Annotated in this window: 24 protein-coding genes and 4 tRNA genes; 7 read left to right on the top strand and 21 right to left on the bottom strand. The window is 47.9% G+C overall.

Features of this window, described 5'->3' with window-relative positions; translation table 11 throughout:
* The 4 genes from OEZ43_18465 to OEZ43_18480 all read right to left on the bottom strand — a co-directional run.
* The coding region (locus OEZ43_18465; protein ID MDH5547570.1) for a GTP-binding protein at positions 1 to 101 on the bottom strand (101 nt) is incomplete at its 3' end.
* A 56-nt stretch (positions 102 to 157) separates the two neighbouring features.
* A tRNA-Thr gene (locus tag OEZ43_18470) sits at positions 158 to 232 on the bottom strand.
* Between the two features lie 14 nt (positions 233 to 246).
* A tRNA-Gly gene (locus OEZ43_18475) sits at positions 247 to 320 on the bottom strand.
* A 97-nt stretch (positions 321 to 417) separates the two neighbouring features.
* Positions 418 to 502: transfer RNA gene (locus tag OEZ43_18480), tRNA-Tyr, on the bottom strand.
* Positions 503 to 825: 323 nt separating this feature from the next.
* Between OEZ43_18480 and OEZ43_18485 the strand changes: the two genes are divergently transcribed.
* Positions 826 to 1017 (top strand): DUF3545 family protein, encoded by a 192-nt coding sequence (locus tag OEZ43_18485; protein MDH5547571.1) that lies wholly within the window; start codon positions 826 to 828, stop codon positions 1015 to 1017.
* A 43-nt stretch (positions 1018 to 1060) separates the two neighbouring features.
* On the opposite strand, the gene OEZ43_18490 is transcribed toward OEZ43_18485, so the two are convergent.
* From OEZ43_18490 to OEZ43_18555, 14 genes are all read right to left on the bottom strand, one after another.
* Positions 1061 to 1136, bottom strand: a tRNA-Lys gene (locus OEZ43_18490).
* Positions 1137 to 1194: 58 nt separating this feature from the next.
* On the bottom strand, positions 1195 to 2460 hold the full coding sequence (locus OEZ43_18495; protein MDH5547572.1) for a YeeE/YedE family protein: 1266 nt from the start codon (positions 2458 to 2460) through the stop codon (positions 1195 to 1197).
* A 212-nt stretch (positions 2461 to 2672) separates the two neighbouring features.
* Positions 2673 to 3359, bottom strand: a complete 687-nt coding sequence (gene queC / locus OEZ43_18500; protein ID MDH5547573.1) for a 7-cyano-7-deazaguanine synthase QueC — start codon at positions 3357 to 3359, stop codon at positions 2673 to 2675.
* Positions 3343 to 3999 (bottom strand): 7-carboxy-7-deazaguanine synthase QueE, encoded by a 657-nt coding sequence (gene queE / locus OEZ43_18505; GenBank protein MDH5547574.1) that lies wholly within the window; start codon positions 3997 to 3999, stop codon positions 3343 to 3345. The genes queC and queE overlap by 17 nt, the downstream gene beginning before the upstream one ends.
* Before the next feature lie 42 nt (positions 4000 to 4041).
* On the bottom strand, positions 4042 to 4830 hold the full coding sequence (gene ybgF / locus OEZ43_18510; protein MDH5547575.1) for a tol-pal system protein YbgF: 789 nt from the start codon (positions 4828 to 4830) through the stop codon (positions 4042 to 4044).
* Between the two features lie 53 nt (positions 4831 to 4883).
* Positions 4884 to 5402 (bottom strand): peptidoglycan-associated lipoprotein Pal, encoded by a 519-nt coding sequence (pal, locus tag OEZ43_18515; GenBank protein MDH5547576.1) that lies wholly within the window; start codon positions 5400 to 5402, stop codon positions 4884 to 4886.
* Between the two features lie 127 nt (positions 5403 to 5529).
* The gene (gene tolB / locus OEZ43_18520; GenBank protein ID MDH5547577.1) at positions 5530 to 6870 is read right to left on the bottom strand and encodes a Tol-Pal system beta propeller repeat protein TolB; all 1341 of its coding nucleotides are present in this window, start codon (positions 6868 to 6870) and stop codon (positions 5530 to 5532) included.
* An 11-nt stretch (positions 6871 to 6881) separates the two neighbouring features.
* Positions 6882 to 7784 carry a cell envelope integrity protein TolA gene (gene tolA / locus OEZ43_18525; protein MDH5547578.1) on the bottom strand — a complete coding sequence of 301 codons (903 nt, stop codon included), beginning with the start codon at positions 7782 to 7784 and terminating at the stop codon, positions 6882 to 6884.
* A gap of 1 nt (position 7785) precedes the next feature.
* Positions 7786 to 8235, bottom strand: coding sequence for a protein TolR (tolR, locus tag OEZ43_18530; GenBank protein ID MDH5547579.1), 450 nt, complete (start codon positions 8233 to 8235; stop codon positions 7786 to 7788).
* Complete coding sequence (gene tolQ, locus OEZ43_18535; GenBank protein ID MDH5547580.1) at positions 8235 to 8915, bottom strand: protein TolQ; 681 nt, start codon at positions 8913 to 8915, stop codon at positions 8235 to 8237. The genes tolR and tolQ overlap by 1 nt, the downstream gene beginning before the upstream one ends.
* A 311-nt stretch (positions 8916 to 9226) precedes the next feature.
* Entirely contained in the window at positions 9227 to 10285 is a 1059-nt protein-coding gene (gene ruvB, locus OEZ43_18540; GenBank protein ID MDH5547581.1) for a Holliday junction branch migration DNA helicase RuvB, read from the bottom strand.
* A 3-nt stretch (positions 10286 to 10288) separates the two neighbouring features.
* Complete coding sequence (gene ruvA / locus OEZ43_18545) at positions 10289 to 10912, bottom strand: Holliday junction branch migration protein RuvA (protein ID MDH5547582.1); 624 nt, start codon at positions 10910 to 10912, stop codon at positions 10289 to 10291.
* Between the two features lie 46 nt (positions 10913 to 10958).
* On the bottom strand, positions 10959 to 11450 hold the full coding sequence (gene ruvC, locus OEZ43_18550; protein MDH5547583.1) for a crossover junction endodeoxyribonuclease RuvC: 492 nt from the start codon (positions 11448 to 11450) through the stop codon (positions 10959 to 10961).
* Positions 11447 to 12193: a YebC/PmpR family DNA-binding transcriptional regulator gene (locus OEZ43_18555; protein ID MDH5547584.1), complete on the bottom strand. Its 747-nt coding sequence runs from the start codon at positions 12191 to 12193 to the stop codon at positions 11447 to 11449. The genes ruvC and OEZ43_18555 overlap by 4 nt, the downstream gene beginning before the upstream one ends.
* A 151-nt stretch (positions 12194 to 12344) precedes the next feature.
* Here OEZ43_18555 and OEZ43_18560 point away from each other — a divergent pair, with 151 nt between their 5' ends.
* The 4 genes from OEZ43_18560 (at position 12345) to OEZ43_18575 (ending at position 15046) form a co-directional block, all read left to right on the top strand.
* Positions 12345 to 12794: a YaiI/YqxD family protein gene (locus OEZ43_18560; GenBank protein ID MDH5547585.1), complete on the top strand. Its 450-nt coding sequence runs from the start codon at positions 12345 to 12347 to the stop codon at positions 12792 to 12794.
* 11 nt (positions 12795 to 12805) lie between these two features.
* Positions 12806 to 13429, top strand: coding sequence for a cation transporter (locus tag OEZ43_18565; GenBank protein MDH5547586.1), 624 nt, complete (start codon positions 12806 to 12808; stop codon positions 13427 to 13429).
* 1 nt (position 13430) lies between these two features.
* Entirely contained in the window at positions 13431 to 14177 is a 747-nt protein-coding gene (gene map / locus OEZ43_18570) for a type I methionyl aminopeptidase (protein ID MDH5547587.1), read from the top strand.
* A gap of 62 nt (positions 14178 to 14239) precedes the next feature.
* The gene (locus OEZ43_18575; protein MDH5547588.1) at positions 14240 to 15046 is read left to right on the top strand and encodes a HupE/UreJ family protein; all 807 of its coding nucleotides are present in this window, start codon (positions 14240 to 14242) and stop codon (positions 15044 to 15046) included.
* A gap of 207 nt (positions 15047 to 15253) precedes the next feature.
* Here OEZ43_18575 and fusA read toward each other — a convergent pair whose 3' ends face one another.
* The 3 genes from fusA to OEZ43_18590 all read right to left on the bottom strand — a co-directional run bounded on the left by fusA (position 15254) and on the right by OEZ43_18590 (position 18842).
* Entirely contained in the window at positions 15254 to 17338 is a 2085-nt protein-coding gene (fusA, locus tag OEZ43_18580; protein ID MDH5547589.1) for an elongation factor G, read from the bottom strand.
* A gap of 330 nt (positions 17339 to 17668) precedes the next feature.
* Positions 17669 to 18541: a YfiM family protein gene (locus OEZ43_18585; protein ID MDH5547590.1), complete on the bottom strand. Its 873-nt coding sequence runs from the start codon at positions 18539 to 18541 to the stop codon at positions 17669 to 17671.
* A 76-nt stretch (positions 18542 to 18617) separates the two neighbouring features.
* Positions 18618 to 18842, bottom strand: coding sequence for a hypothetical protein (locus tag OEZ43_18590; GenBank protein ID MDH5547591.1), 225 nt, complete (start codon positions 18840 to 18842; stop codon positions 18618 to 18620).
* A gap of 141 nt (positions 18843 to 18983) precedes the next feature.
* Between OEZ43_18590 and OEZ43_18595 the strand changes: the two genes are divergently transcribed.
* Both OEZ43_18595 and OEZ43_18600 read left to right on the top strand, forming a co-directional pair.
* Positions 18984 to 19349 carry a CidA/LrgA family protein gene (locus OEZ43_18595; protein ID MDH5547592.1) on the top strand — a complete coding sequence of 122 codons (366 nt, stop codon included), beginning with the start codon at positions 18984 to 18986 and terminating at the stop codon, positions 19347 to 19349.
* Complete coding sequence (locus OEZ43_18600) at positions 19342 to 20067, top strand: LrgB family protein (protein ID MDH5547593.1); 726 nt, start codon at positions 19342 to 19344, stop codon at positions 20065 to 20067. Before OEZ43_18595 ends, OEZ43_18600 begins: the two co-directional genes overlap by 8 nt.
* The last annotated feature ends 13 nt before the right edge of the window (positions 20068 to 20080 follow it).

Genomic DNA, 20080 nt, shown 5'->3' on the forward strand with positions numbered 1-20080 from the left:
TTGGTAATCGCCGCTGTCAGCGTTGTCTTACCGTGGTCAACGTGACCGATCGTTCCGACGTTTACGTGCGGCTTCTTACGCTCAAATTTTTCCTTGGACATGGACCATCCCCTCTAAAGAACCAAAGACAAATATCAATATATAAAGTAACCGAAACTGGTGCTCACACCCGGATTTGAACCGGGGACCTCTCCCTTACCAAGGGAGTGCTCTACCCCTGAGCCATGTGAGCAAAAACCCCTAATATGGAGCGGGTGATGGGAATCGAACCCACGTCATCAGCTTGGAAGGCTGAGGTTCTACCATTGAACTACACCCGCATGTCGGCCGATCAGCCCTTTCCAAATAAAACGCCCAACCTTGGCATCAGCCGATCAAGCGTTTCCAACTCACAGAAACCGCTGCAAATCATGAATATGGTGGAGGGGGAAGGATTCGAACCTTCGAAGGCGGAGCCGTCAGATTTACAGTCTGATCCCTTTGGCCACTCGGGAACCCCTCCAAAAAATAGCGGCAAATTGTCCTTTATACCCCCTTCAATGTCAACCTATTAGCAGCAATTAATCGTCAACCCCCTGAACAAGACGTGCCGGGCGGCACAATGCACCAAACGGCATTATTCGCACCTGCCGGACGGTAATAGCGCCATAAAACAATTTTTGCACTCCTGCAAATCATTGAATAGTTATAGTCGAAACTAAAATACAGGGGGACACTCAACAATATTATGGAGGAGGGAACATCGCATTAACTCCATCGCCTGGGAAGCCGCATCGAATAAAAAAAATATGCGCGACAAGCTGACAACAAAAAAGGAGAGCAGTGATGGCTATATCCGCATACGAGGAAGACGCGTACGAAGAGTACCAGAATGACGATAATATCGAGACCACAAAACGGGGTCGGCCCGCCCGAAAACTTTATTGGCGATCTATTGAAGACTATTGGGAGAGACGACGATTACAGCGCGAACTGGAAGATGTATTTTTTCAATCCACCGATAGCGAGGCGTTTTGAAAAATAAAAAGGGCTTGCACATATGCAAGCCCTTTTCGTTTTATGGTGGGCCGTCTGCGACTCGAACGCAGGACCAACGGATTAAAAGTCCGGTGCTCTACCGACTGAGCTAACGGCCCTAAAAAGAGGGCGCTATAATACCTTTTTATCAGAAAATGACAAGCCCTTTTATGCAGACTACACCGCGTCCAGTTTGCGCATGCTAGCCGGCAACATTTTGAAATCAACAAATGCCGTAATCAATGATTTCATGAAAGTGGCCTCTTCTTCATACACCAGCTTGTAATACTGAACTTTCATCGTTAAGGCACAGCCGAGAACTATTGCACCAAAAGTAATAAAGGATCCAATTGCTAGCGTAGATGCACCAGTGACGGCCTGGCCAATCGTACACCCCATACCCAGCACGCCGCCAAAACCCATGAGCACCGCGCCAACCAAGTGGTTACGAAAGTCGGCAAAACTTGCAAATTTCTCTATACGAAAACCTTTGCTAATCACAGCCCAGAGGAATGAGCCCAGAATTACCCCGAACACCGACATAATACCAAAGGTTAGGAATTTAGATTGAAAGCCCGTCGCAGCATAACCGACTGTCTGCCCCATGGGATTTATAAACGTGTATGACTGCGGATTCAAACTACGTATTTCCGCAGGCTTCCCTTCAGAGGATTCCGCAAGAAAGTCCCAGTCCTGGGCAAATTTGGCCAGATTATAGACCTCACCGTCCAGGTTAACCGACACGGTGCTGCTAACATACCAGGCCGCGAGAACAGCCCCACCCACAACTAGACCACCGAGTATATTGTCAAAACTTTTACGAAATTCAGCTGACTTGAATACAAATACAAAAACCAGCAGCGCAATCGCCACACCAATAATTGTCCGTGCTATTGCCGCACTCTCGGCACCACCAAATAAAAAGCCTAAATCCTGCGAGGCCCCCATGTCGATGGCTGTTGGCCGCATCCAGCGATAAAACAGCAGCGACATCAAGGTTTCATCTGTACCCGGCAATGGATTCACCATGTAGTACGCGATCACGCCGATGATAGCTAACACCATAATTGACTTGATATTGCCGCCACCAATTCGAATAAGACATTTATTACCGCAGCCACTCGCCAGCGTCATCCCAATGCCAAACATCAAACCACCAAGCAGATTCTCCAACCATACCAATTGACCACCACGATAGGGAGGAAAAGCATCACTAATGCGAAGGACTCCAGCTGCTTCAAGTATTGCCACACCAATCATCGCCACTGCCATGGCAAACAGCCACGCGCGTAAACGACCGGTGTCGCCCATGTTAACCCAGTCAGAAACCGCGCCCATGGTGCAGAAATTTGTTTTATTCACAACTGCGCCCATCACTACTGCAATCGCAAACGCCGACCAAAGAAGAACAGATTGCGCTTCCGCAAAATTCTGAAATTCCATTGAATTACCTCCAAAATAAATTATGGGGGAAGCAAAATACGCTCACCGCCATGAATCTGGTACAGCAGAACCCTAGTAAAACTTGCAAGCATTTTAGCCTAAGAGGCATGCTCAAACATGGAATATCGCAATATAATTATTTAAGGGATAAATTAAATATACTTTCCCATGAACTATTTTTCGACCACCGCGCAACAAATTTTAATTTTCAACTAGATATATGATGTAGGATCTTGTATCGCCGCCTTGCTAAAACCCTCTTTGCGCAAACGACAGGAGTCGCACACACCGCAAGCTTTACCGTCAGCATCAGCGGAATAACATGAGACTGTCAGACCATAATCAACCCTAAGACTTGTGCCTAATTTGATGATTTGAGACTTGCTCAGATTGATCAAGGGAACGTGAATTTTTATTGGGCGCCCGTGAACTCCTGACTTGGTTGCCAAAGCTGCCATCTTTTGAAATGCCAGAATATATTCTGGTCGACAATCAGGATAGCCGGAGTAATCAACAGCATTAACCCCAATAAATATATGCTCCGCTTCTAATACCTCTGCCCACGCCAGCGCCAAAGACAAAAATATGGTGTTTCGTGCAGGTACATAGGTAACAGGGATACCCTCTGATGGCGACGTGGGCACAGCAATATTGCTATCGGTTAACGCTGAACCACCAAATTGCTGCATATCAAGCTTGATAACTTTGTGCTCTTTGATGCCAGCGGCCTTTGCAACATTGACTGCCGCTCTCAGTTCCGCTTCATGCCTCTGCCCATAGTCAAAACTGAGCGCGAAACACTCGTAGCCTTCCGACCTCGCGACCGCCAGTACCGTGGCACTATCCAGACCACCCGACAGCAGAACAACGGCTTTTTTGTTTTTAGCGTCCAGGCTCATCTCCCCACAATATTTTGTGCAGTTGCAACTGAAATCTTATGTTCAAACGATCCTCAACAATCCAGTCAGCCAACTCCCTGGGCGCTAATGAACCCCATACCGGAGAAAACAATACCTCACACTTATTCGATAAATCGTGTTCTCTTACTTTTTCAATTGCCCATTCGTAATCAGCCCTATCAACAAGAACAAATTTAATTTGATCGTTCTTATTCAAGCACAGTAGATTTTCCCAGCGATTTCGCGACGCCTCACCTGAACCCGGCGTCTTAACATCTACGACGCGGGAAACACGGATATCAACCGCCGATATATCGATAGCGCCACTGGTCTCAAGCGAAACGTTAAAACCCTGATCGCATAGCGACGTCAACAGGCGATGAACATTCTTTTGTGCCAGAGGCTCTCCACCGGTTACCGTGACGAATCGCGGCTTGTAGCTGGCAACTTGTTCAACTATTGCCTGAATTTGTTGCCATTCACCACCCTGAAAAGCATAAGCTGAATCGCAATAGGCACATCGTAGTGGACACCCGGTGAGTCGAATAAATACCGTTGGAAAGCCAATGCTACGCGATTCGCCTTGCAAGGAAAAAAAGATTTCCGTTATACGAAGACGATCTGAATTATCTTTGGACATGTACAGTGACGCTTTAAAGAAGGCCTCGACAGAGGCATGAGACTACCGGCCTTGCAACTTCATTTGGCGCAGTCGGCTTTGCGCCAAACGTGCCGAGGTGGTACCGGAAAAATCTTTGATGACTTTTTCGAGTGACTGGCGAGCTTTCTCGTTATCACCCAATTCATAGTGACTGAATCCAATTTTCAGATGCGCATCGGCAATCTTGCTACTAGATGGGTATTGGCTAATCACTTTGGAGAATTCAGATATCGCAACTTTGTAGTCTTTTAAAACGTAACTGGATTCGCCCAACCAATACTGGGCATTATCGGAATAGTTGCCGCTAGGAAAGGTGTTCAACACTAATTTGAACTGCTCACTGGCCTCTTGAAACTTTCCATCTCTCAACAAATTCAAGGCCGCTTGATACATTTCCTGTTCAGAAGCAGGCTCGCCCGCTTTCACGCCAGTATCGCCACCGTTTGAACCGAAACCTAAATCGCCCAGTGATGCGCCGTTGCCGGCGTTACTCAGATTACTCGTTGCCATTTCGACCTGTTGAATTCGATTATCCAGATCCAGGTACAAATCCTTCTGACTCTGCTTCATGCCTTTTATATCATGAGACAAGACTTCAAATTCCCCTCTGATACGCTCGACCTCTTGTTGCAGACTTTGCAACTTCATGAACATATCAACAAGGTTCTGGTTTTCCATCATCCGTTCGATACGCAATAAACGCTGGTCTATCGTCATATTTCGGGTTTCGGCAGCGATCAATTCAGGTGAGGAAATCGAAATGACAGAGACAACAAAACCCGCCACGACATGGCGGGTTATTGTAGGCATAAAAGAATTAATCCAGGCGATCACTGGCAAGATTATCCTCGTACTCTCGGACACTATTCGTTGTAAACGAAAACAGCGCGACGATTCCAACGCCAGGCAGACTCATCATGACCATCTACGTCGGGACGCTCTTCGCCAAAGCTCACTGTGTTAATCTGTCGCTTACTCACACCAAGCAAAGAAAGCATTTGCATGACGGAATGCGCGCGTCTTTCGCCCAACGCCATATTGTATTCACGCGTTCCACGCTCATCACAATGCCCTTCGATCGAAATCGATATGGAAGGATTCGCCATCAAATGTTTGGCGTGAGCTTCGATTATGGCCTGAAACTCATCCTTGATTTCGCTTTTATCAAAATCGAAGTAGATTTTACGCTCAGAAAGCAGGTCTTTACCCTCTTCAACCGGGGCGGCCTTCTCTTCGACGACTTCTTCTGCTTTAACCTCTTCTTTCACTGGAGTAGTCACTACCTCCTCAGCCGGCGCTTCTTCCTTGACCTCTTTACCGCCACAACCGACAAAGGCAATTGCAATTAGCGTCAACAATAGGACTTTGCCAACCTGCTTCATTTTGTCACTCCTTATCACTGTTAGCCTGTTAACCTACGCCCACCCCGACAACTGATGCCGGCGCAAAATTTCGCTTATTATACCTGCTAATATGCGGAGTTCTAGGACTGAATCCACATATTTATCACTAAAAAGACGACCAGGCAGGTTCTCTTACCTCACCGCTGCCGGTTTTGTTTATATATCTCTGGTGAAATCCACCATCTACAGAAACAGCAGAGAGTGCGGTTTTCTTCGCCATCTTACCCTTGTGGTAGTTTGCCGCATATATAATCATGCTGCCATTTGGCGCAAAACTCGGCGACTCATGCTCAGATTCACCATCAGCCTTACGACTCACAATACGCATAATTCCGCCGTCCAATTCTAAGGTAGCGATATTGTAGTCCTTGTTATCCGAGAGATGTACAAAAGTAATCATACGTCCATCAGGCGAAAATGCAGCTCTCAGATTCTGAGCACCTTCGAAGGTTAAGCGTTTGATCTTCTTGCTCGAGAAGAAATACTGGTAAAGCTGCGGCGATCCACCGCGTTCCGAAGTAAATATCAGGCTCTGCCCATCAGGCGACCACGTCGGCTCGGTGTCGATAGACCAATGATCCGTGATTCGTTCCAGATCATTGCTACCAAGGTCCATCACGAAAATATCCGCGCTACCATTTTCGTACTTAACCATCGCCATTTTCTTACCATCGGGCGACCAGGCAGGCGAGCTGAATTTCTCAAATGCAGGCGACAAGCGCTTTGCTTGCTTTTCTTCCAGTGGTATTTTTGGGTCACCAATCTTGTCGATATCCAGCATATAAATAGCCGGATTGGACTTACCCGTCTTTACAAACGCGAGTTTACGCCCCTTGGGCGACCACATCGGAGACAAAATCGCGGACGGAGAACGCAAAACGACCTGCTCAGCCTCCGTATCCGAATCTGCGATGAACAAGCCAAAACCACGGTTATCGTCCAGCTTTTTAATATACGCAATACTGGTATCGAAGGCACCGCGCTCACCGGTGAGTTCTTCATAGATTGAATCTGCGATCTGATGAGCGGCTTTGCGCAATTGCTCGGTCGAGAGCTGCTGGTATCTGAGCCCCTTGAGCAGCTTGGCGCGATATACATCAAACAGGCGAAATTCGATGTCATACAGGGTGCCGCGTTGCTCAATAGTGCCAATGACTAAATTGGGTATTTCAAGAATACGCCAGTTTTGAAATCTGATCTCTGCACGCGAACAGGGCTTGTTCAACATATCAGTTCGCTTCAATGGATTAAACTTCCCGCTTCTGCGCAAATCACCGTCGATGATTTGTGCAATATCCTGAGGGGGCGTGCCCTGTCCTTTCCAGCAAAAAGGCACGTCAGCAATCGGCTGCGCACCTTCCACGCCTTCGGTGATTTCGATTGTCAACGCAGCAAATACCGGCGTTGAGAAGATCACAGAAAACAAGATAAGGTAAAAAAGTCGCATTCTTTTCCTGTTTATTTCTTAGTCGGGTTAAACACAAATGTCAGATCGGATACTTCCCGCCGCAAAGCAGTGTCCTTAGGCATAGGAAACGGCGCTGCCTTACGCACTGCGGTCTCCACTGAGCGATCGAATACTTTATCGCCGCTACTTTTGACGATACTAACATTTATTACGTCACCATTGGGAAGCAGACGCATTTTGACTACACACTGCATTCCTTCTTTGGCCGTGCCCGGCCTATTCCAGTTACGTTGCACCTGTTGCCTGAAGATTTCAGAAATCTTGGCAATCTCCGACTTCATACGCTCAGAATTGGCTGCAACCTCACGCGATTCCGCCGCAAGCTGATCGCGCAACATTCGCTCTTCCTCTTCCTTTGCCTTTGCTGCCAGTTCTGCAGCGGCTTCTTCGCGCATCTTTCGCGCAAGCTCTTCTGCTTCGCGTGCCTGTTTTTCAGCGGCCTGTCGCTCTTCTTCTAGCTTACGTTTCACAGCTTCTGCCTGTGCACGCTCTTGTTCTAGCGATTGGCGGTGTTTTTCTTCCGCCTGTTTACGCGCATCCTCGGCCTCTTGCTTACGCTGAGCTTCAATTTTGCGCTGCTCTGAAAGTTTTGCGATCCGCTCTTGTTCCTTGCGCCGTTTATCTTCCGCCTGTTGAGCTTTCGTCTCCAGCTTCTGCACCCTGGCTTCTTCTTTGGCTTTACGCTCCGCATCAATGCGACGAAGCTTGGCTAACTCTGCCTGCACCTGGGCCTCGTCAACAGCTGTTGCCTGAACCACGTCCACTTCCTGTGGCGTGTCCGGGATATAGGTAAATTCGAAGCTGACGGTGAATAACACGGCGATGATAATATGCCCGATAAGCGCGGCCACAAAGGCTTTAGGATGGCGTTTAATAATATTGAAGTTGAACATGCTATTTTTTCTTAGGCCGGTCCGGCGTCTCGGTAATTAAACCCACACTGGGCGCCCCGGCTTTTTGCAACAAAGCCATCGCAACAACAACCGCGCCATAATTCACATCCCGATCGCCTCTAACCAACACTGGCGTATCCGGTTTAAATCGAATTACCGCCGCCACTTTATTCACCATATCGTCATGACCGATCGGCGTTTCTGGATCAGCACCGATATTCAGATAATAAAGCCCGCCTTTGTCGACGGTAACAATCAGCGGCTCCTGATTATCCTTTGTTTCCATAGGTTCGGAAGCGGCTTTGGGCAATTCCACTTTCACGCCCTGGGTCAACAGCGGCGCCGTAATAACAAAAATCACTAACAACACCAGCATCACGTCGATATAGGGCACGACGTTGATTTCCGACATTGTCCTGCGCCGCTCTCGACGCTGTCCGCCTGCGGCCATTATTTATGCGCCTGTCTCTGCAATAGATTGATGAATTCTTCGAAGAAGGCGTCGTAGCGATTCGTTAGGCGATCAAGTTCAGTGATATAGCGGTTATAAAAGATTACCGCCGGAATCGCGGCAAACAGACCAATCGCTGTTGCTATCAACGCCTCTGCAATACCTGGAGCAACCATTCCGAGCGTCGCCTGCTTGGCATTACCTAGTGCGCGAAAGGAATTCATAATACCCCATACCGTACCAAACAAGCCTACGTATGGACTAGTGGAACCGACGGTTGCCAGAAAGGGCAAATGTGTTTCGAGCGCATCGATTTCTCTATTAAGTGCAACACGCATCGAACGCTGCACACCTTCCATGACAACTACGGCCCCTAGTTCGCCGTCTTTGCGGAGCCTGACATAGTCGCGAAATCCTGCCTCGAAAATTGCGGCCATACCATTTTCACCCGGCTTGCGATTTTCATTTGAGTTTTGCTTGTAAAATTCGGAGAGATCGCTCGCAGACCAGAATTTTTGTTCAAACTTGGACGCTGCCGTGGACGCACATTTCATCAAACGCCACTTACCTATAATAATGGTCCACGAGACAACAGATGCCGCCGCAAGCAGGCCCATCACTAGTTGCACTACCAGTGATGCCCCGGAAATCAGGCTGACTATCGACAATTCATCTGACACTTACACTCTCCTTCCGAGTCGTTCACACACATCTACCGTCGCTCCTCGACGACAACAGACATTGTCATTGATTGCATGCTGGTCCAGACCAAACGCGAGTATTACCCTGATGTTAAAAACGAAATCATGATAATTGTTTGATAAAACGTTTTCGCGGCTGAAACCTAGATTGATCACTTCCAGTGCAATCTATATTTCGCGTGACGTTTTCATTAGCAAGAATTAAACCTTTCCCGGCATTTTGGACTATAGGCGGTACAAAACAACGAAAACCGCGCCATTATGTACTATTTTTCAAACACTTTCATGCTTCAGACGTTAGTATCTTCGGTAAATAGATCACTATTTTGAAAAACGTCCGGGCCGGATGCATTTTCTGTTAATCCGAAATGACGATAAGCATTGGCGGTTGCCACACGGCCACGCGGCGTTCGAATCAGATAACCTTGCTGAATGAGATATGGCTCTAAAACATCCTCAATAGTTCCCCGCTCTTCACCGATTGCCGCTGCAAGATTTTCTACGCCGACCGGTCCGCCGTCGAATTTTTCGATAATTGCCCGAAGCAATTCTCTATCCATCATGTCAAAGCCGGCATTGTCTACATCGAGCATTCTCAAGGCGGCATCGGCAACAGATTCATTTACGATGCCATCGGCCCTGATCTCGGCGTAGTCTCTCACCCTACGCAGTAATCTATTGGCAATACGCGGCGTTCCACGAGAACGACGTGCGATTGTACGCGCACCATCCGCGTCGATAGACATGTTCAGGATACCTGCAGAGCGATACACAATCTTCACCAACTCTTCCACGGAGTAAAACTCCAGGCGTTGCACAATACCAAAACGATCACGGAGCGGTGATGTAAGCAGGCCGGCGCGCGTAGTTGCACCAACTAGCGTAAAAGGTGGTAGATCGAGCTTGATAGATCGTGCCGCAGGGCCTTCACCAATCATGATATCAATCTGGTAATCCTCCATGGCAGGATACAATACCTCTTCCACCACAGTGCCCAGACGATGTATTTCGTCGATGAATAAAACATCATGCGCTTCAAGATTGGTGAGCAATGCCGCGAGATCACCGGGGCGCTCCAGCACTGGGCCGGAGGTGTGGCGAATATTTACACCGAGTTCGGTCGCGATAATATTGGAAAGCGTGGTCTTACCCAGGCCAGGAGGGCCATAAAGCAACACATGATCCAGGGCTTCAGACCTCGCCCGCGCCGCTTCGATAAAGATCTCCAGTTGCGCGCGCACCTTTGCCTGCCCTACATAGTCATCCAGTGTCTTTGGTCGAATTGCGCGATCAATCGCATCTTCCGTACGCGCGGTTTGGGCGGAAATAATACGGTCAGATTCGATCATAGATCACACCTTTGCAACGGCATTCTGGAGCGCCATCCGAATGATTTCTTCACTGGATTTATTCTGGCTTTCGATACTTCTGACCATACGACTCGCTTCCTGAGCTTTATACCCCAGCGCAACCAATGCGCTTACGGCATCCTCAATCGGATCTGGCTGATCTGCAGGCAACACACTGGCCGTCATTTTTGCCACGGCATCCGGAAGCGTCGGCGCAGGTGCAAGCTCTTTGAGCTTACCTCTCAATTCAATAATTAAGCGTTCGGCGGTTTTTTTCCCAACACCCGGTAGCTTTACCAAGGGTGCGGGATCATCGCGTTCGACACAACGCGATAACTCCTTAACTGACATGCCAGAGAGAATAGTTAGCGCCAACTTTGCGCCTACACCGTTTATTTTAATCAGACTACGAAATAGAGTCCGATCAGAAGCCTGTATAAAACCAAACAGCAGGTGCGCATCTTCACGAACCACCAGATGCGTATGCAGTGTCACCGTCTCCCCGAGCGGAGGCAGGTTATAAAACGTCGTCATCGGCGCTTCCAGCTCATACCCTACACCGTTGACGTCGAGCAATAAGGTCGGCGCCTGCTTACTAATCAACACCCCGTGAAGTCTACCGATCATGTAACACCCTGAAGTTATCTACCACTATTACCCGTTCTACTGCGATTCAGGCCGACAAGCCCAAACGCCTGATACTCATCTGTTGCACATGACAAAGCGCGATCGCCAAGGCATCGGCCGCGTCACTTGGCGGAGTTTCGGACAAACGCAACAAACGCATAACCATGTGTTGCACCTGCTCCTTACTCGCCCGCCCCACACCAACGACAGTTCGCTTAATCTGCGTTGGCGAATACTCGCTTACTTCAAGCCCCTCGAGCACGCACGGACATAAGGCCGCGCCACGTGCCTGCCCCAATTTTAACGCCGATTCTACATTCTTTTTGACAAACACTTTTTCGATTGCCACGGTTTGCGGCTTATATGTCTTGACGATGTGTTGCACGCCTTCATAGATTTCACCAAGCCTGGCAATGAAGTTGTCATTTTGCGTACGAATACAGCCGCTATTCACATAGTACAGCTGCTGCCCTTCCTGTCGGATGATGCCGAATCCGGTCACTCTAGAGCCAGGATCTATGCCTAATATGTGTGTCACCCAAGCTTTGCCATTATGTCGTCGGAGATTTCCGCATTTGAGTAGACCTTCTGAACATCATCCAGGTCTTCCAGCATATCAAGCATCTTAAGCATGGTTTCGGCTTTCTCCAAATCGAGTTCTACATTCGTCGATGCCTGCATGGTTACCTCGGCGTTTACCGCCGACAAACCGGTCGCATCGAGCGCATCTTTAACCACGCCAAAATTTTCAGGGGAAGTCATCACATCGATACTGCCATCCGGATGACTTAATACATCTTCTGCGCCGGCCTCCAGGGCCGCCTCCATGACTGCATCTTCACTGACACCGGCGTCATAGCTGATGATCCCAATTTTTGAAAAAAGATAGGCGACAGAGCCATCAGTTCCCAGGTTACCACCGTGTTTGGTAAAGGCATGTCTCACCTCACCCGCAGTACGATTACGGTTATCCGTCATGCACTCAACCATCACTGCCACACCCCCAGGCCCATAACCCTCATAAACTAATTCGTCAAGATTAGCCGTGTCGTCGCCACCGACGCCGCGTTTAATCGCCCGCTCGATGGTATCTTTGGGCATGTTATTACCAAGACCATTATCTATCGCTGCCCTCAGACGTGGATTGGAAGCGGGATCCCCTCCACCCATTTTGGCCGCCACAGAGATCTCACGGATAATCTTGGTGAATACTTTCCCTCTTCTGGCATCCTGCGCCCCTTTGCGGTGGCGAATATTTGCCCACTTGCTGTGGCCAGCCATAACAACCTCTTTGGAACTCAAAAACAGGCCAAGTTTAGCATTTTTAGCAACGAAAATTTAAGATCCCGAGGGGGAATGTGGGTTATTGGCAATATCTAAGATGGCCTTCCTTTGGTAGCATGTGACATATTTTTCTTAGATGTTTCGTCATATGAAGATATGGGTAGACGCGGATGCGTGTCCGGTCGCAATAAAAGAGATACTGTTCAAGGCTGCACGGCGAACCGGCATTCGCACCACATTGGTGGCAAACCACTATATGCGAGTCCCCGCCTGCCCGAACCTTTTTTTCAAACGTGTAGAAGATGGGTTTGACGTGGCAGATAAACTCATTACTGAAAGTACAGAGCCTGGTGATCTTGTCGTCACCGGCGACATCCCGCTTGCCGCCGATGTAATTGAAAAAGGCGCGCTTGCACTTAGCCCGCGAGGTGAGCTTTTTACACCAGAGAATATCCGCCAGCGTCTAAATATGCGCGACTTTCTCGACACTATGCGATCCAGCGGCATTGAATCCGGTGGCCCACCCGCGCTTAATAACAACGACAAGAAGGCATTTGCCGATAACCTGGATCGATTGATTTCTCATGCTGGCAAATAAAGGTCATCACTATGAGCGGTTGTGATTGTCAGATTGAAGTAAAAAACCGTGAAGAAACTCGCGTCTTAATCTGGCTTATTGCGATTAACACCGCGATGTTCGTCCTGGAATTAGTCATCGGTTTTCTGAGCGAGTCAACAGCGCTAATCGCCGACTCCCTCGATATGTTGGCCGATGCCACTGTTTACGCCATCAGCTTATATGCCGTAGGAAAGGCGGTCATAGTAAAAGCTAAGGCTGCCCATATCAGTGGTATTTTCCAGCTTATACTCGGACTCTTTGTCGCAATAGATGTAATACGGCGATTTTTTGTGGGCAGCGAACCCGAACACATTTTTATGATTAGCATTGGCTTCGTCGCACTCATTGCCAATTCCATCTGCATCTTACTCATTGCAAAACATCGCCATGGCGAAGTGCACATGCGCGCCAGTTGGATTTTTACTAAAAACGATGCCATTGCCAATATCGGCATAATCGTCGCAGGATTTCTGGTTTACTATCTTTCCTCGCCTTATCCGGATTTAATTATTGGTTTGGCGATCGCTTTGGTGGTTGTGCGGGGAGGAATTCAGATTATTCGCGATGCCAAAGACGAAAGAGACAAGTTTTCCGCATCTATGACAGGTAACTAAGATGACAATTGAAACGGACAATGACTTACAGCAACTCAGAGTGGTTGGCAAAATTGTGGCAATTGTTTTGAAAACCATGATGCAACGCTGCGAACCTGGCATGACGACATTGGAGCTTGATGAGATTGGCAGGGTATTGCTCGAACAACACGGCGCTCGTTCGGCACCCAAATTGAGCTACAACTTTCCAGGCCACACCTGCATAAGCATTAATGAAGAAGCCGCGCATGGAATTCCGGGAGACCGCATCATCGCCGCTGGCGACGTGGTAAACATTGATGTCTCAGCGGAGAAAAACGGCTATTTTGCTGATACCGGCGGCACATTTATCGTTCCGCCCAGCTCAGCGCTCAAAGAGCGCTTGTGTCAGGCAACACGCCTTGCACTTGCAGAAGCTACATCACGGGCACGCGCAGGGCAGCCACTTAATGGCATAGGCAAAGCGATACAAAAAGTCGCGCGTCAAAGAGGTTTCAAGATAATAAAAAATCTGTGCAGTCACGGCGTCGGTCGCAGCCTGCACGAGGAACCTAAGGAGATTCCCGGCTATTACGTGCCGCAGGATACACGCATGTTAAAAAATGGTCAGGTAATCACTATTGAGCCTTTTCTGTCCACCAAGAGTTCGCTAGTCAGCGAAGCCGACGATGGCTGGACCCTGGTCGCCGCGGAAAACAATATTTCTGCTCAATATGAGCACACCATGGTAATCACTCGAGGAAAACCTATTCTATTAACGGTGGCCTGATAGTCCATAAAACATCGGTCTTGCACGGTAGAATAGCGCAACAATTTTTTTCAGGAATCTATATGATATTGTCACGTCGCACATTTGGTTTTCTATTTTTTTTGGCGTCACTTTTGGTGACATCTATCGCTTTTGGGCATGGCATGTCTGAAGAGGAAAAGCAGTCCATCATAGAGGGAGGCAATTTAAGCTATTTATGGTTAGGTGCTACTCATATGCTCACAGGCTATGATCATCTCGCTTTTGTCTTCGGCATCATATTTTTTCTGACTACGTTCAAAGAAATCGTCAAGTACATTACCGCTTTCACGCTGGGCCACAGCGTAACACTGATCTTTGCTACGTTTAATGGCATCCAGATGAATTACTTCGTCATCGACGCGATTATTGGGTTGAGTGTTGCGTATATCGCCTTTGCCAATATGGATGGATTTCGAAAGCATTTAAAAATTCCTCCACCGAATCTGTTGATCATGATCGTGGTTCTTGGACTGATTCACGGCCTGGGCCTATCGACGCGTTTACAACAACTCCCATTGAGTGAAGATGCTTTATTGATGAATATTATTTCATTCAATGTCGGCATCGAGTTTGGGCAAATTACAGCCTTGACGGTGATGTTGCTGGTATTGACCGGTTGGCGCAAAGCAAAATCTTTTGAAAACTTCAGTCGTGTTTCCAACTACGCGTTAATCTTTTGCGGTGTCTACTTATTTCTAATGCAAATGCATGGCTATGCACACGTCAGCGCGCCAGACGAATTTGGTTTTGCTGCGGACAATCACGCCCATGAGCATATGCAAATGCCGATGCCGGAAATTGATCTCAATTCTCCTCAGTCTTCCCATCACGATAGCTTGATTAATTGACGGGTGGTTTGTGCCGGAGTGTCGTGTTGCGAGCGTTCCCGGGCCAACGATTTTTCGTTTGTGCTGGCGTCGGTCATTAATAGCAGGCTCGCTCACAAAAAATCAAACCGCTAGCCCCTGACAAACGACATAGCGACAACCATGCCCCGAAACAAAAAAAGCCGGGGATAAACCCCGGCTTTTCGATTCAATAGAAACAGAAGTCGCTTACTTCTTAGCAGCGCGCTCTTTCGCTTCCTTGATAACCACTTCCGCAACATTGTTCGGACATGGCGCATAATGCGCGAATTCCATGGAGAACTGACCACGACCAGAAGTCATGGTACGCAGATCGCCGATGTAACCGAACATTTCGCTCAGTGGACATTCCGCCTTAACGCGAACACCTGTTACGCCAGACTCCTGACCCTGGATCATGCCGCGACGACGGTTCAAGTCACCGATAACGTCACCAACGTGATCGTCCGGTGTAAACACGTCTACCTTCATGATCGGCTCAAGCAACTGAGGACCGGCCTTTGGTAATGATTGACGGTAAGCCGCTCTAGCAGCGATTTCGTATGCAATCGCAGAAGAGTCAACCGCGTGGAAGCCACCATCGGTAAGATTAACGTGAACATCAAGACACGGGTATCCGGCAAGCACACCTTTACCCATACTGTCTCTGAAGCCTTTTTCAACTGCAGGCCAGAATTCACGAGGAACGTTACCACCGGTAACAGAAGACTTAAAGGTATAACCTGAACCAGGTTCACCAGGCTCAACAATGTAGTCAATTTTCGCAAACTGACCGGAACCACCTGTCTGCTTCTTGTGCGTATAGCTATCTTCAACACGCTTGGTGATTGTTTCGCGATAGGCAACCTGAGGCTTACCAACGGTAACTTCAACGCCGTGAGTACGCTTCAAGATATCAACCTTAATATCAAGATGTAATTCACCCATACCCTTGATGATAGTTTCACCTGATTCTTCATCCGTCTCAACACGGAAAGATGGATCTTCAGCAACCATCTTGCCGATCGCGATACCCATCTTCTCGGAAGCACCCTTGTCTTTTGGTGCGATAGCGATAGAAATAACCGGCTCAGGGAATACCATTGGTTCCAGAGTCGCGGGCACCTTTGGATCACACAACGTGTGACCAGTCTGAACATTCTTCATACCGATTACCGCGACAATGTCACCTGCTTGTGCGCCATCCAGTTCGATACGTTCATCGGCATGCATCTCTACGATACGGCCGATACGCTCAGTCTTACCGGTATAGGTATTCAGAACTGTCGTTCCTTTTTCCAATTTACCCGAGTAAACACGGATAAAAGTCAATGCACCAAAGCGGTCGTCCATGATTTTGAACGCCAACGCGCGCAAAGGCTTGGCAGCATCAACAATGGCAAATGTACCTGTTTCATTACCTTCAAGGTCAACTTCAGGCTGAGGCTTAACTTCAGTTGGGTTAGGCAGATAATCAACAACGCCATCAAGCACCAATTGAATACCTTTGTTCTTAAACGATGAACCGCAGAAGGTTGGGAAGAAATCCAGGTTGATAGTACCTTTGCGTATACAACGCTTGAGGTCTTCAACAGACGGCTCATTACCTTCAAGATAGGCTTCCATCAACTCATCGTCTTGCTCAACAGCAGTTTCGACCAATTCCGCGCGGTACTCAGCGGCCTTGTCTTGATACTCGGCAGGGATATCGACGATTTCATAGTTTTCCGGCAGACCAGAATCATCCCACATCCATGCTTTCATGTTTATCAGGTCAATGACGCCTGAGAAATCATCTTCGATACCAATAGGCAGTGTCATTACCAGCGGACGTGCACCAAGTACATTCTTGACCTGGCCTACAACGCGGTAAAAATCCGCTCCCATGCGATCGAGTTTGTTAACGTAAATAATACGTGCGACTTCAGAGTCATTCGCATAACGCCAGTTAGTTTCTGACTGAGGTTCAACACCACCGGAACCACAGAAAACACCAATACCGCCATCGAGAACTTTTAGTGAACGATAAACTTCGATAGTGAAGTCAACGTGTCCCGGTGTGTCGATGATGTTAAAACGATGATCCTTCCAGAAACAGGTCGTTGCAGCGGACTGAATAGTGATGCCGCGCTCGCGCTCCTGGTCCATGAAGTCAGTGGTCGCTGCACCATCGTGCACCTCACCCAGCTTGTGGATCTTCCCGGTGAGCTTGAGAATACGCTCAGTAGTGGTGGTCTTACCCGCGTCTACGTGGGCAAAGATACCTATGTTTCTGTATTTGCTTAGGTCGGTCATCGTTCTACTCTAATATAAAGTGGTTGTTGAAAATTGTATTCTGGCAACCCAGCACGCTTCGGGTTCGGGTGAGGCGTCTTGACTCGGACATTGCGAAACACTTCCGGTGCCTACACCTTAAGCTGGGGAGAACTGCGGATGCCAGGATCTAGGTCCTGCTCAGATAAATCAAGTTCGAGAGACTAGCAAAATCAAAACCGATTTTGCCCGCCATTCCAGCCAGATAAAAAAGGCCGCTATTTTACCTTGAATTCTTTATAAAAACAGTAGAATGGGCGGTTTTTAGCAAATTATTTTACCCAACCGAAAACTCTATGCAACCTGTTGTTTTCATTGATAATGAAGCAATTGCGGCGCTCGACTTGCCCCATTTAGATCCACTGTTGCCGGCAAATACGCAAAGGGAACCTGAAAATAGCGTAAAAACCAGTCCATTCTTTTAACGCCCTGCCGCCGAAACATACGCCCGACGTTTAGCGCAACAGCTACATAAACATGTCGTTGTTTTGCTTCCTTAACTTTTTCGTATCCCCGAACAAAATAACCTGTATGCAACTCAAGGTAGCGCAATACAGGTGAACGGATCCAGGGAAACGCCTCCAATTTGAGCGCCGCGAGATATTTCAAGCCCTGGTAGTCGGTAAAAACATCGTAAGTTGTCCCGCTCGGAATATATTCCACGCGTAAATCCAGGTATCGATTACGCTGCGGGTGTTGATACAAATAATAAGCGAGGTACGCGCCCAGTACGTTCATGCTGAAGTCCTGATAGGAAAACCCAAACCAGCTAAACGAGTCGCCAAATTCCATAAAGGAATGCATACCAAGACTAGTCAGGGCGCCATAGGCCGCCGCTTCTTTTTGAGTATATCCCCAGCGCTCAAAGTACCAGGCAAACATATGCCCCAAACCAAAAGTCGCGTAGGTGTGGCCAATTTTATCTGCTCCGCCGTGCAGTGTATTCGCTTGAAACCAGGATTCGTTGGTGAAATGCATGTCGCGGACCCCATAGTCCCACACACTCAACCCCCAGACGCCTATAAAGGTATTCGCCACGATATTCGTGGTAATGAGCTTTTGCTGCTTCGACCACTTGTAGTTAAATTCCGGTTCTGCTTCCGATTGCGCTAGCGAAAGTTTTGGATAGGAAAAACCTAAAATGACGAATAACAGGAATACAGACGAGACACCCCGGCGGACCATTTGTGGACACTCTAATTATTTTGCCGCGGGGATTATAACCTTAAAAACACACAAACCCAACAGGGTTAATCGACTTTTAGCGCTGTCTCATCACTAAAAACGAAATCAGTGCAACCACAGCCAGCTCACCAACGAGCCAAACATAGTTGATGTGCTCGTAAACAGGCACTCCCTTACCAAAAGCACCTACGATATTACTCAGAATGAAACCCCATTCAACATGTCCGAGCATATTGTATGGTGGAAACAGAATAACCAGGGCAAACCCGGCAATCCCTAATAATTTTCCAATTTTTTTCATAAATCTACTCCGTACATAAATTCAAATACGCTATCGGGTGAGCTAAGAGGCAGCTTAAGATCAAAACGAAAACATTCGGAAAAACGTTTTTTCCAGACTACTCATATAGAATAATACGGCTTGTGAAATAGGATATTTATAATGGGATTTCTTAGCGGTCTTGCAATTTTACTAGTCTTCCAGCTTCTCGGTGAAATCGTGGTTATCCTTGCGGCGCTTCCTGTACCTGGACCCGTAATAGGCATGATTTTACTCTTTGTCTTTTTGACACAAAGCCGACAGTCAAAAAGCTATTTAAATGAAACCTCCTCTCACCTTTTGACTCACCTATCACTATTATTCATACCTGCAGGCGTGGGTGTAATGGTCCACATGGACAAGCTGGGAACCGAATGGATAGCCATAGGCACTACGCTGTTGCTCAGCACCATCATCACCATGCTAGTAACCGCCATTTCTTTGATATTTTTCCTACGCGTTTTCGGAGCAGAAAAAAAACATGATTGACAATTATGCGCAAGTCATCTGGGTTTATTTATCTGCTTCACCGCTATTTGGCCTCGCGTTAACGATAGTCGCCTATTTGATCGGGGTACAACTCTACATGCGGTATAAATTTCATCCGCTACTAAACCCTGTTTTGATAGCCATCATATTCATCATCGGCGCGCTATGGCTGACCAAAATCGACTATACGCTTTATTTTGAAGGCGCGCAGTTTGTTCATTTTCTTCTCGGGCCAGCAACTGTTGCACTAGCCGTCCCACTGTATCAGCAGTTTCAAAAACTAAAAAAGACCTGGATTCCACTTCTATGTGCCATAGCGTTTGGATCGTTGACAGGTTTGTTGTCTACCATCGGCATCGCTTGGGCATTGGGTTTGAATAACGCCATAATTCTTTCTCTGGCCCCCAAATCCGTAACGGCACCCGTTGCCATGGGCATAGCTGAAAAAACTGGCGGACTACCCACGCTCACCGCAGTTGCAGTCGTCCTTACCGGCATTACTGGCGCAATGATAGGCACTCTTATATATCGCCTGTTGCGAATTCGGGACGACAGAATCAAAGGGATCGCTATGGGCGTGAGCGCTCATGGCATCGGTACAGCCAGAGCATTTCACATTAGCCAGGAAATGGGGGCGTATTCTGGTCTTGCGATGGCCGCGTCTGCGTTGATCACACCACTCGCTGCCCCCTGGATAATCGCACTAATTCAGTCTTAGTTCTGAAACAATG

This window comes from Gammaproteobacteria bacterium, assembly GCA_029881255.1.
GTDB lineage: Bacteria > Pseudomonadota > Gammaproteobacteria > S012-40 > S012-40 > JAOUMY01.

What these genes read in the sequence shown, in the direction of transcription:
- OEZ43_18485 (MDH5547571.1), top strand. Translation starts at nt 826, where the DNA reads ATGGCTATATCCGCATACGAGGAAGACGCGTACGAAGAGTACCAGAAT.
- OEZ43_18495 (MDH5547572.1), bottom strand. Translation starts at nt 2,460, where the DNA reads ATGGAATTTCAGAATTTTGCGGAAGCGCAATCTGTTCTTCTTTGGTCG.
- queC (MDH5547573.1), bottom strand. Translation starts at nt 3,359, where the DNA reads ATGAGCCTGGACGCTAAAAACAAAAAAGCCGTTGTTCTGCTGTCGGGT.
- queE (MDH5547574.1), bottom strand. Translation starts at nt 3,999, where the DNA reads ATGTCCAAAGATAATTCAGATCGTCTTCGTATAACGGAAATCTTTTTT.
- ybgF (MDH5547575.1), bottom strand. Translation starts at nt 4,830, where the DNA reads ATGCCTACAATAACCCGCCATGTCGTGGCGGGTTTTGTTGTCTCTGTC.
- pal (MDH5547576.1), bottom strand. Translation starts at nt 5,402, where the DNA reads ATGAAGCAGGTTGGCAAAGTCCTATTGTTGACGCTAATTGCAATTGCC.
- tolB (MDH5547577.1), bottom strand. Translation starts at nt 6,870, where the DNA reads ATGCGACTTTTTTACCTTATCTTGTTTTCTGTGATCTTCTCAACGCCG.
- tolA (MDH5547578.1), bottom strand. Translation starts at nt 7,784, where the DNA reads ATGTTCAACTTCAATATTATTAAACGCCATCCTAAAGCCTTTGTGGCC.
- tolR (MDH5547579.1), bottom strand. Translation starts at nt 8,235, where the DNA reads ATGGCCGCAGGCGGACAGCGTCGAGAGCGGCGCAGGACAATGTCGGAA.
- ruvB (MDH5547581.1), bottom strand. Translation starts at nt 10,285, where the DNA reads ATGATCGAATCTGACCGTATTATTTCCGCCCAAACCGCGCGTACGGAA.
- ruvA (MDH5547582.1), bottom strand. Translation starts at nt 10,912, where the DNA reads ATGATCGGTAGACTTCACGGGGTGTTGATTAGTAAGCAGGCGCCGACC.
- OEZ43_18555 (MDH5547584.1), bottom strand. Translation starts at nt 12,193, where the DNA reads ATGGCTGGCCACAGCAAGTGGGCAAATATTCGCCACCGCAAAGGGGCG.
- OEZ43_18560 (MDH5547585.1), top strand. Translation starts at nt 12,345, where the DNA reads ATGAAGATATGGGTAGACGCGGATGCGTGTCCGGTCGCAATAAAAGAG.
- OEZ43_18565 (MDH5547586.1), top strand. Translation starts at nt 12,806, where the DNA reads ATGAGCGGTTGTGATTGTCAGATTGAAGTAAAAAACCGTGAAGAAACT.
- map (MDH5547587.1), top strand. Translation starts at nt 13,431, where the DNA reads ATGACAATTGAAACGGACAATGACTTACAGCAACTCAGAGTGGTTGGC.
- OEZ43_18575 (MDH5547588.1), top strand. Translation starts at nt 14,240, where the DNA reads ATGATATTGTCACGTCGCACATTTGGTTTTCTATTTTTTTTGGCGTCA.
- fusA (MDH5547589.1), bottom strand. Translation starts at nt 17,338, where the DNA reads ATGACCGACCTAAGCAAATACAGAAACATAGGTATCTTTGCCCACGTA.
- OEZ43_18585 (MDH5547590.1), bottom strand. Translation starts at nt 18,541, where the DNA reads ATGGTCCGCCGGGGTGTCTCGTCTGTATTCCTGTTATTCGTCATTTTA.
- OEZ43_18590 (MDH5547591.1), bottom strand. Translation starts at nt 18,842, where the DNA reads ATGAAAAAAATTGGAAAATTATTAGGGATTGCCGGGTTTGCCCTGGTT.
- OEZ43_18595 (MDH5547592.1), top strand. Translation starts at nt 18,984, where the DNA reads ATGGGATTTCTTAGCGGTCTTGCAATTTTACTAGTCTTCCAGCTTCTC.
- OEZ43_18600 (MDH5547593.1), top strand. Translation starts at nt 19,342, where the DNA reads ATGATTGACAATTATGCGCAAGTCATCTGGGTTTATTTATCTGCTTCA.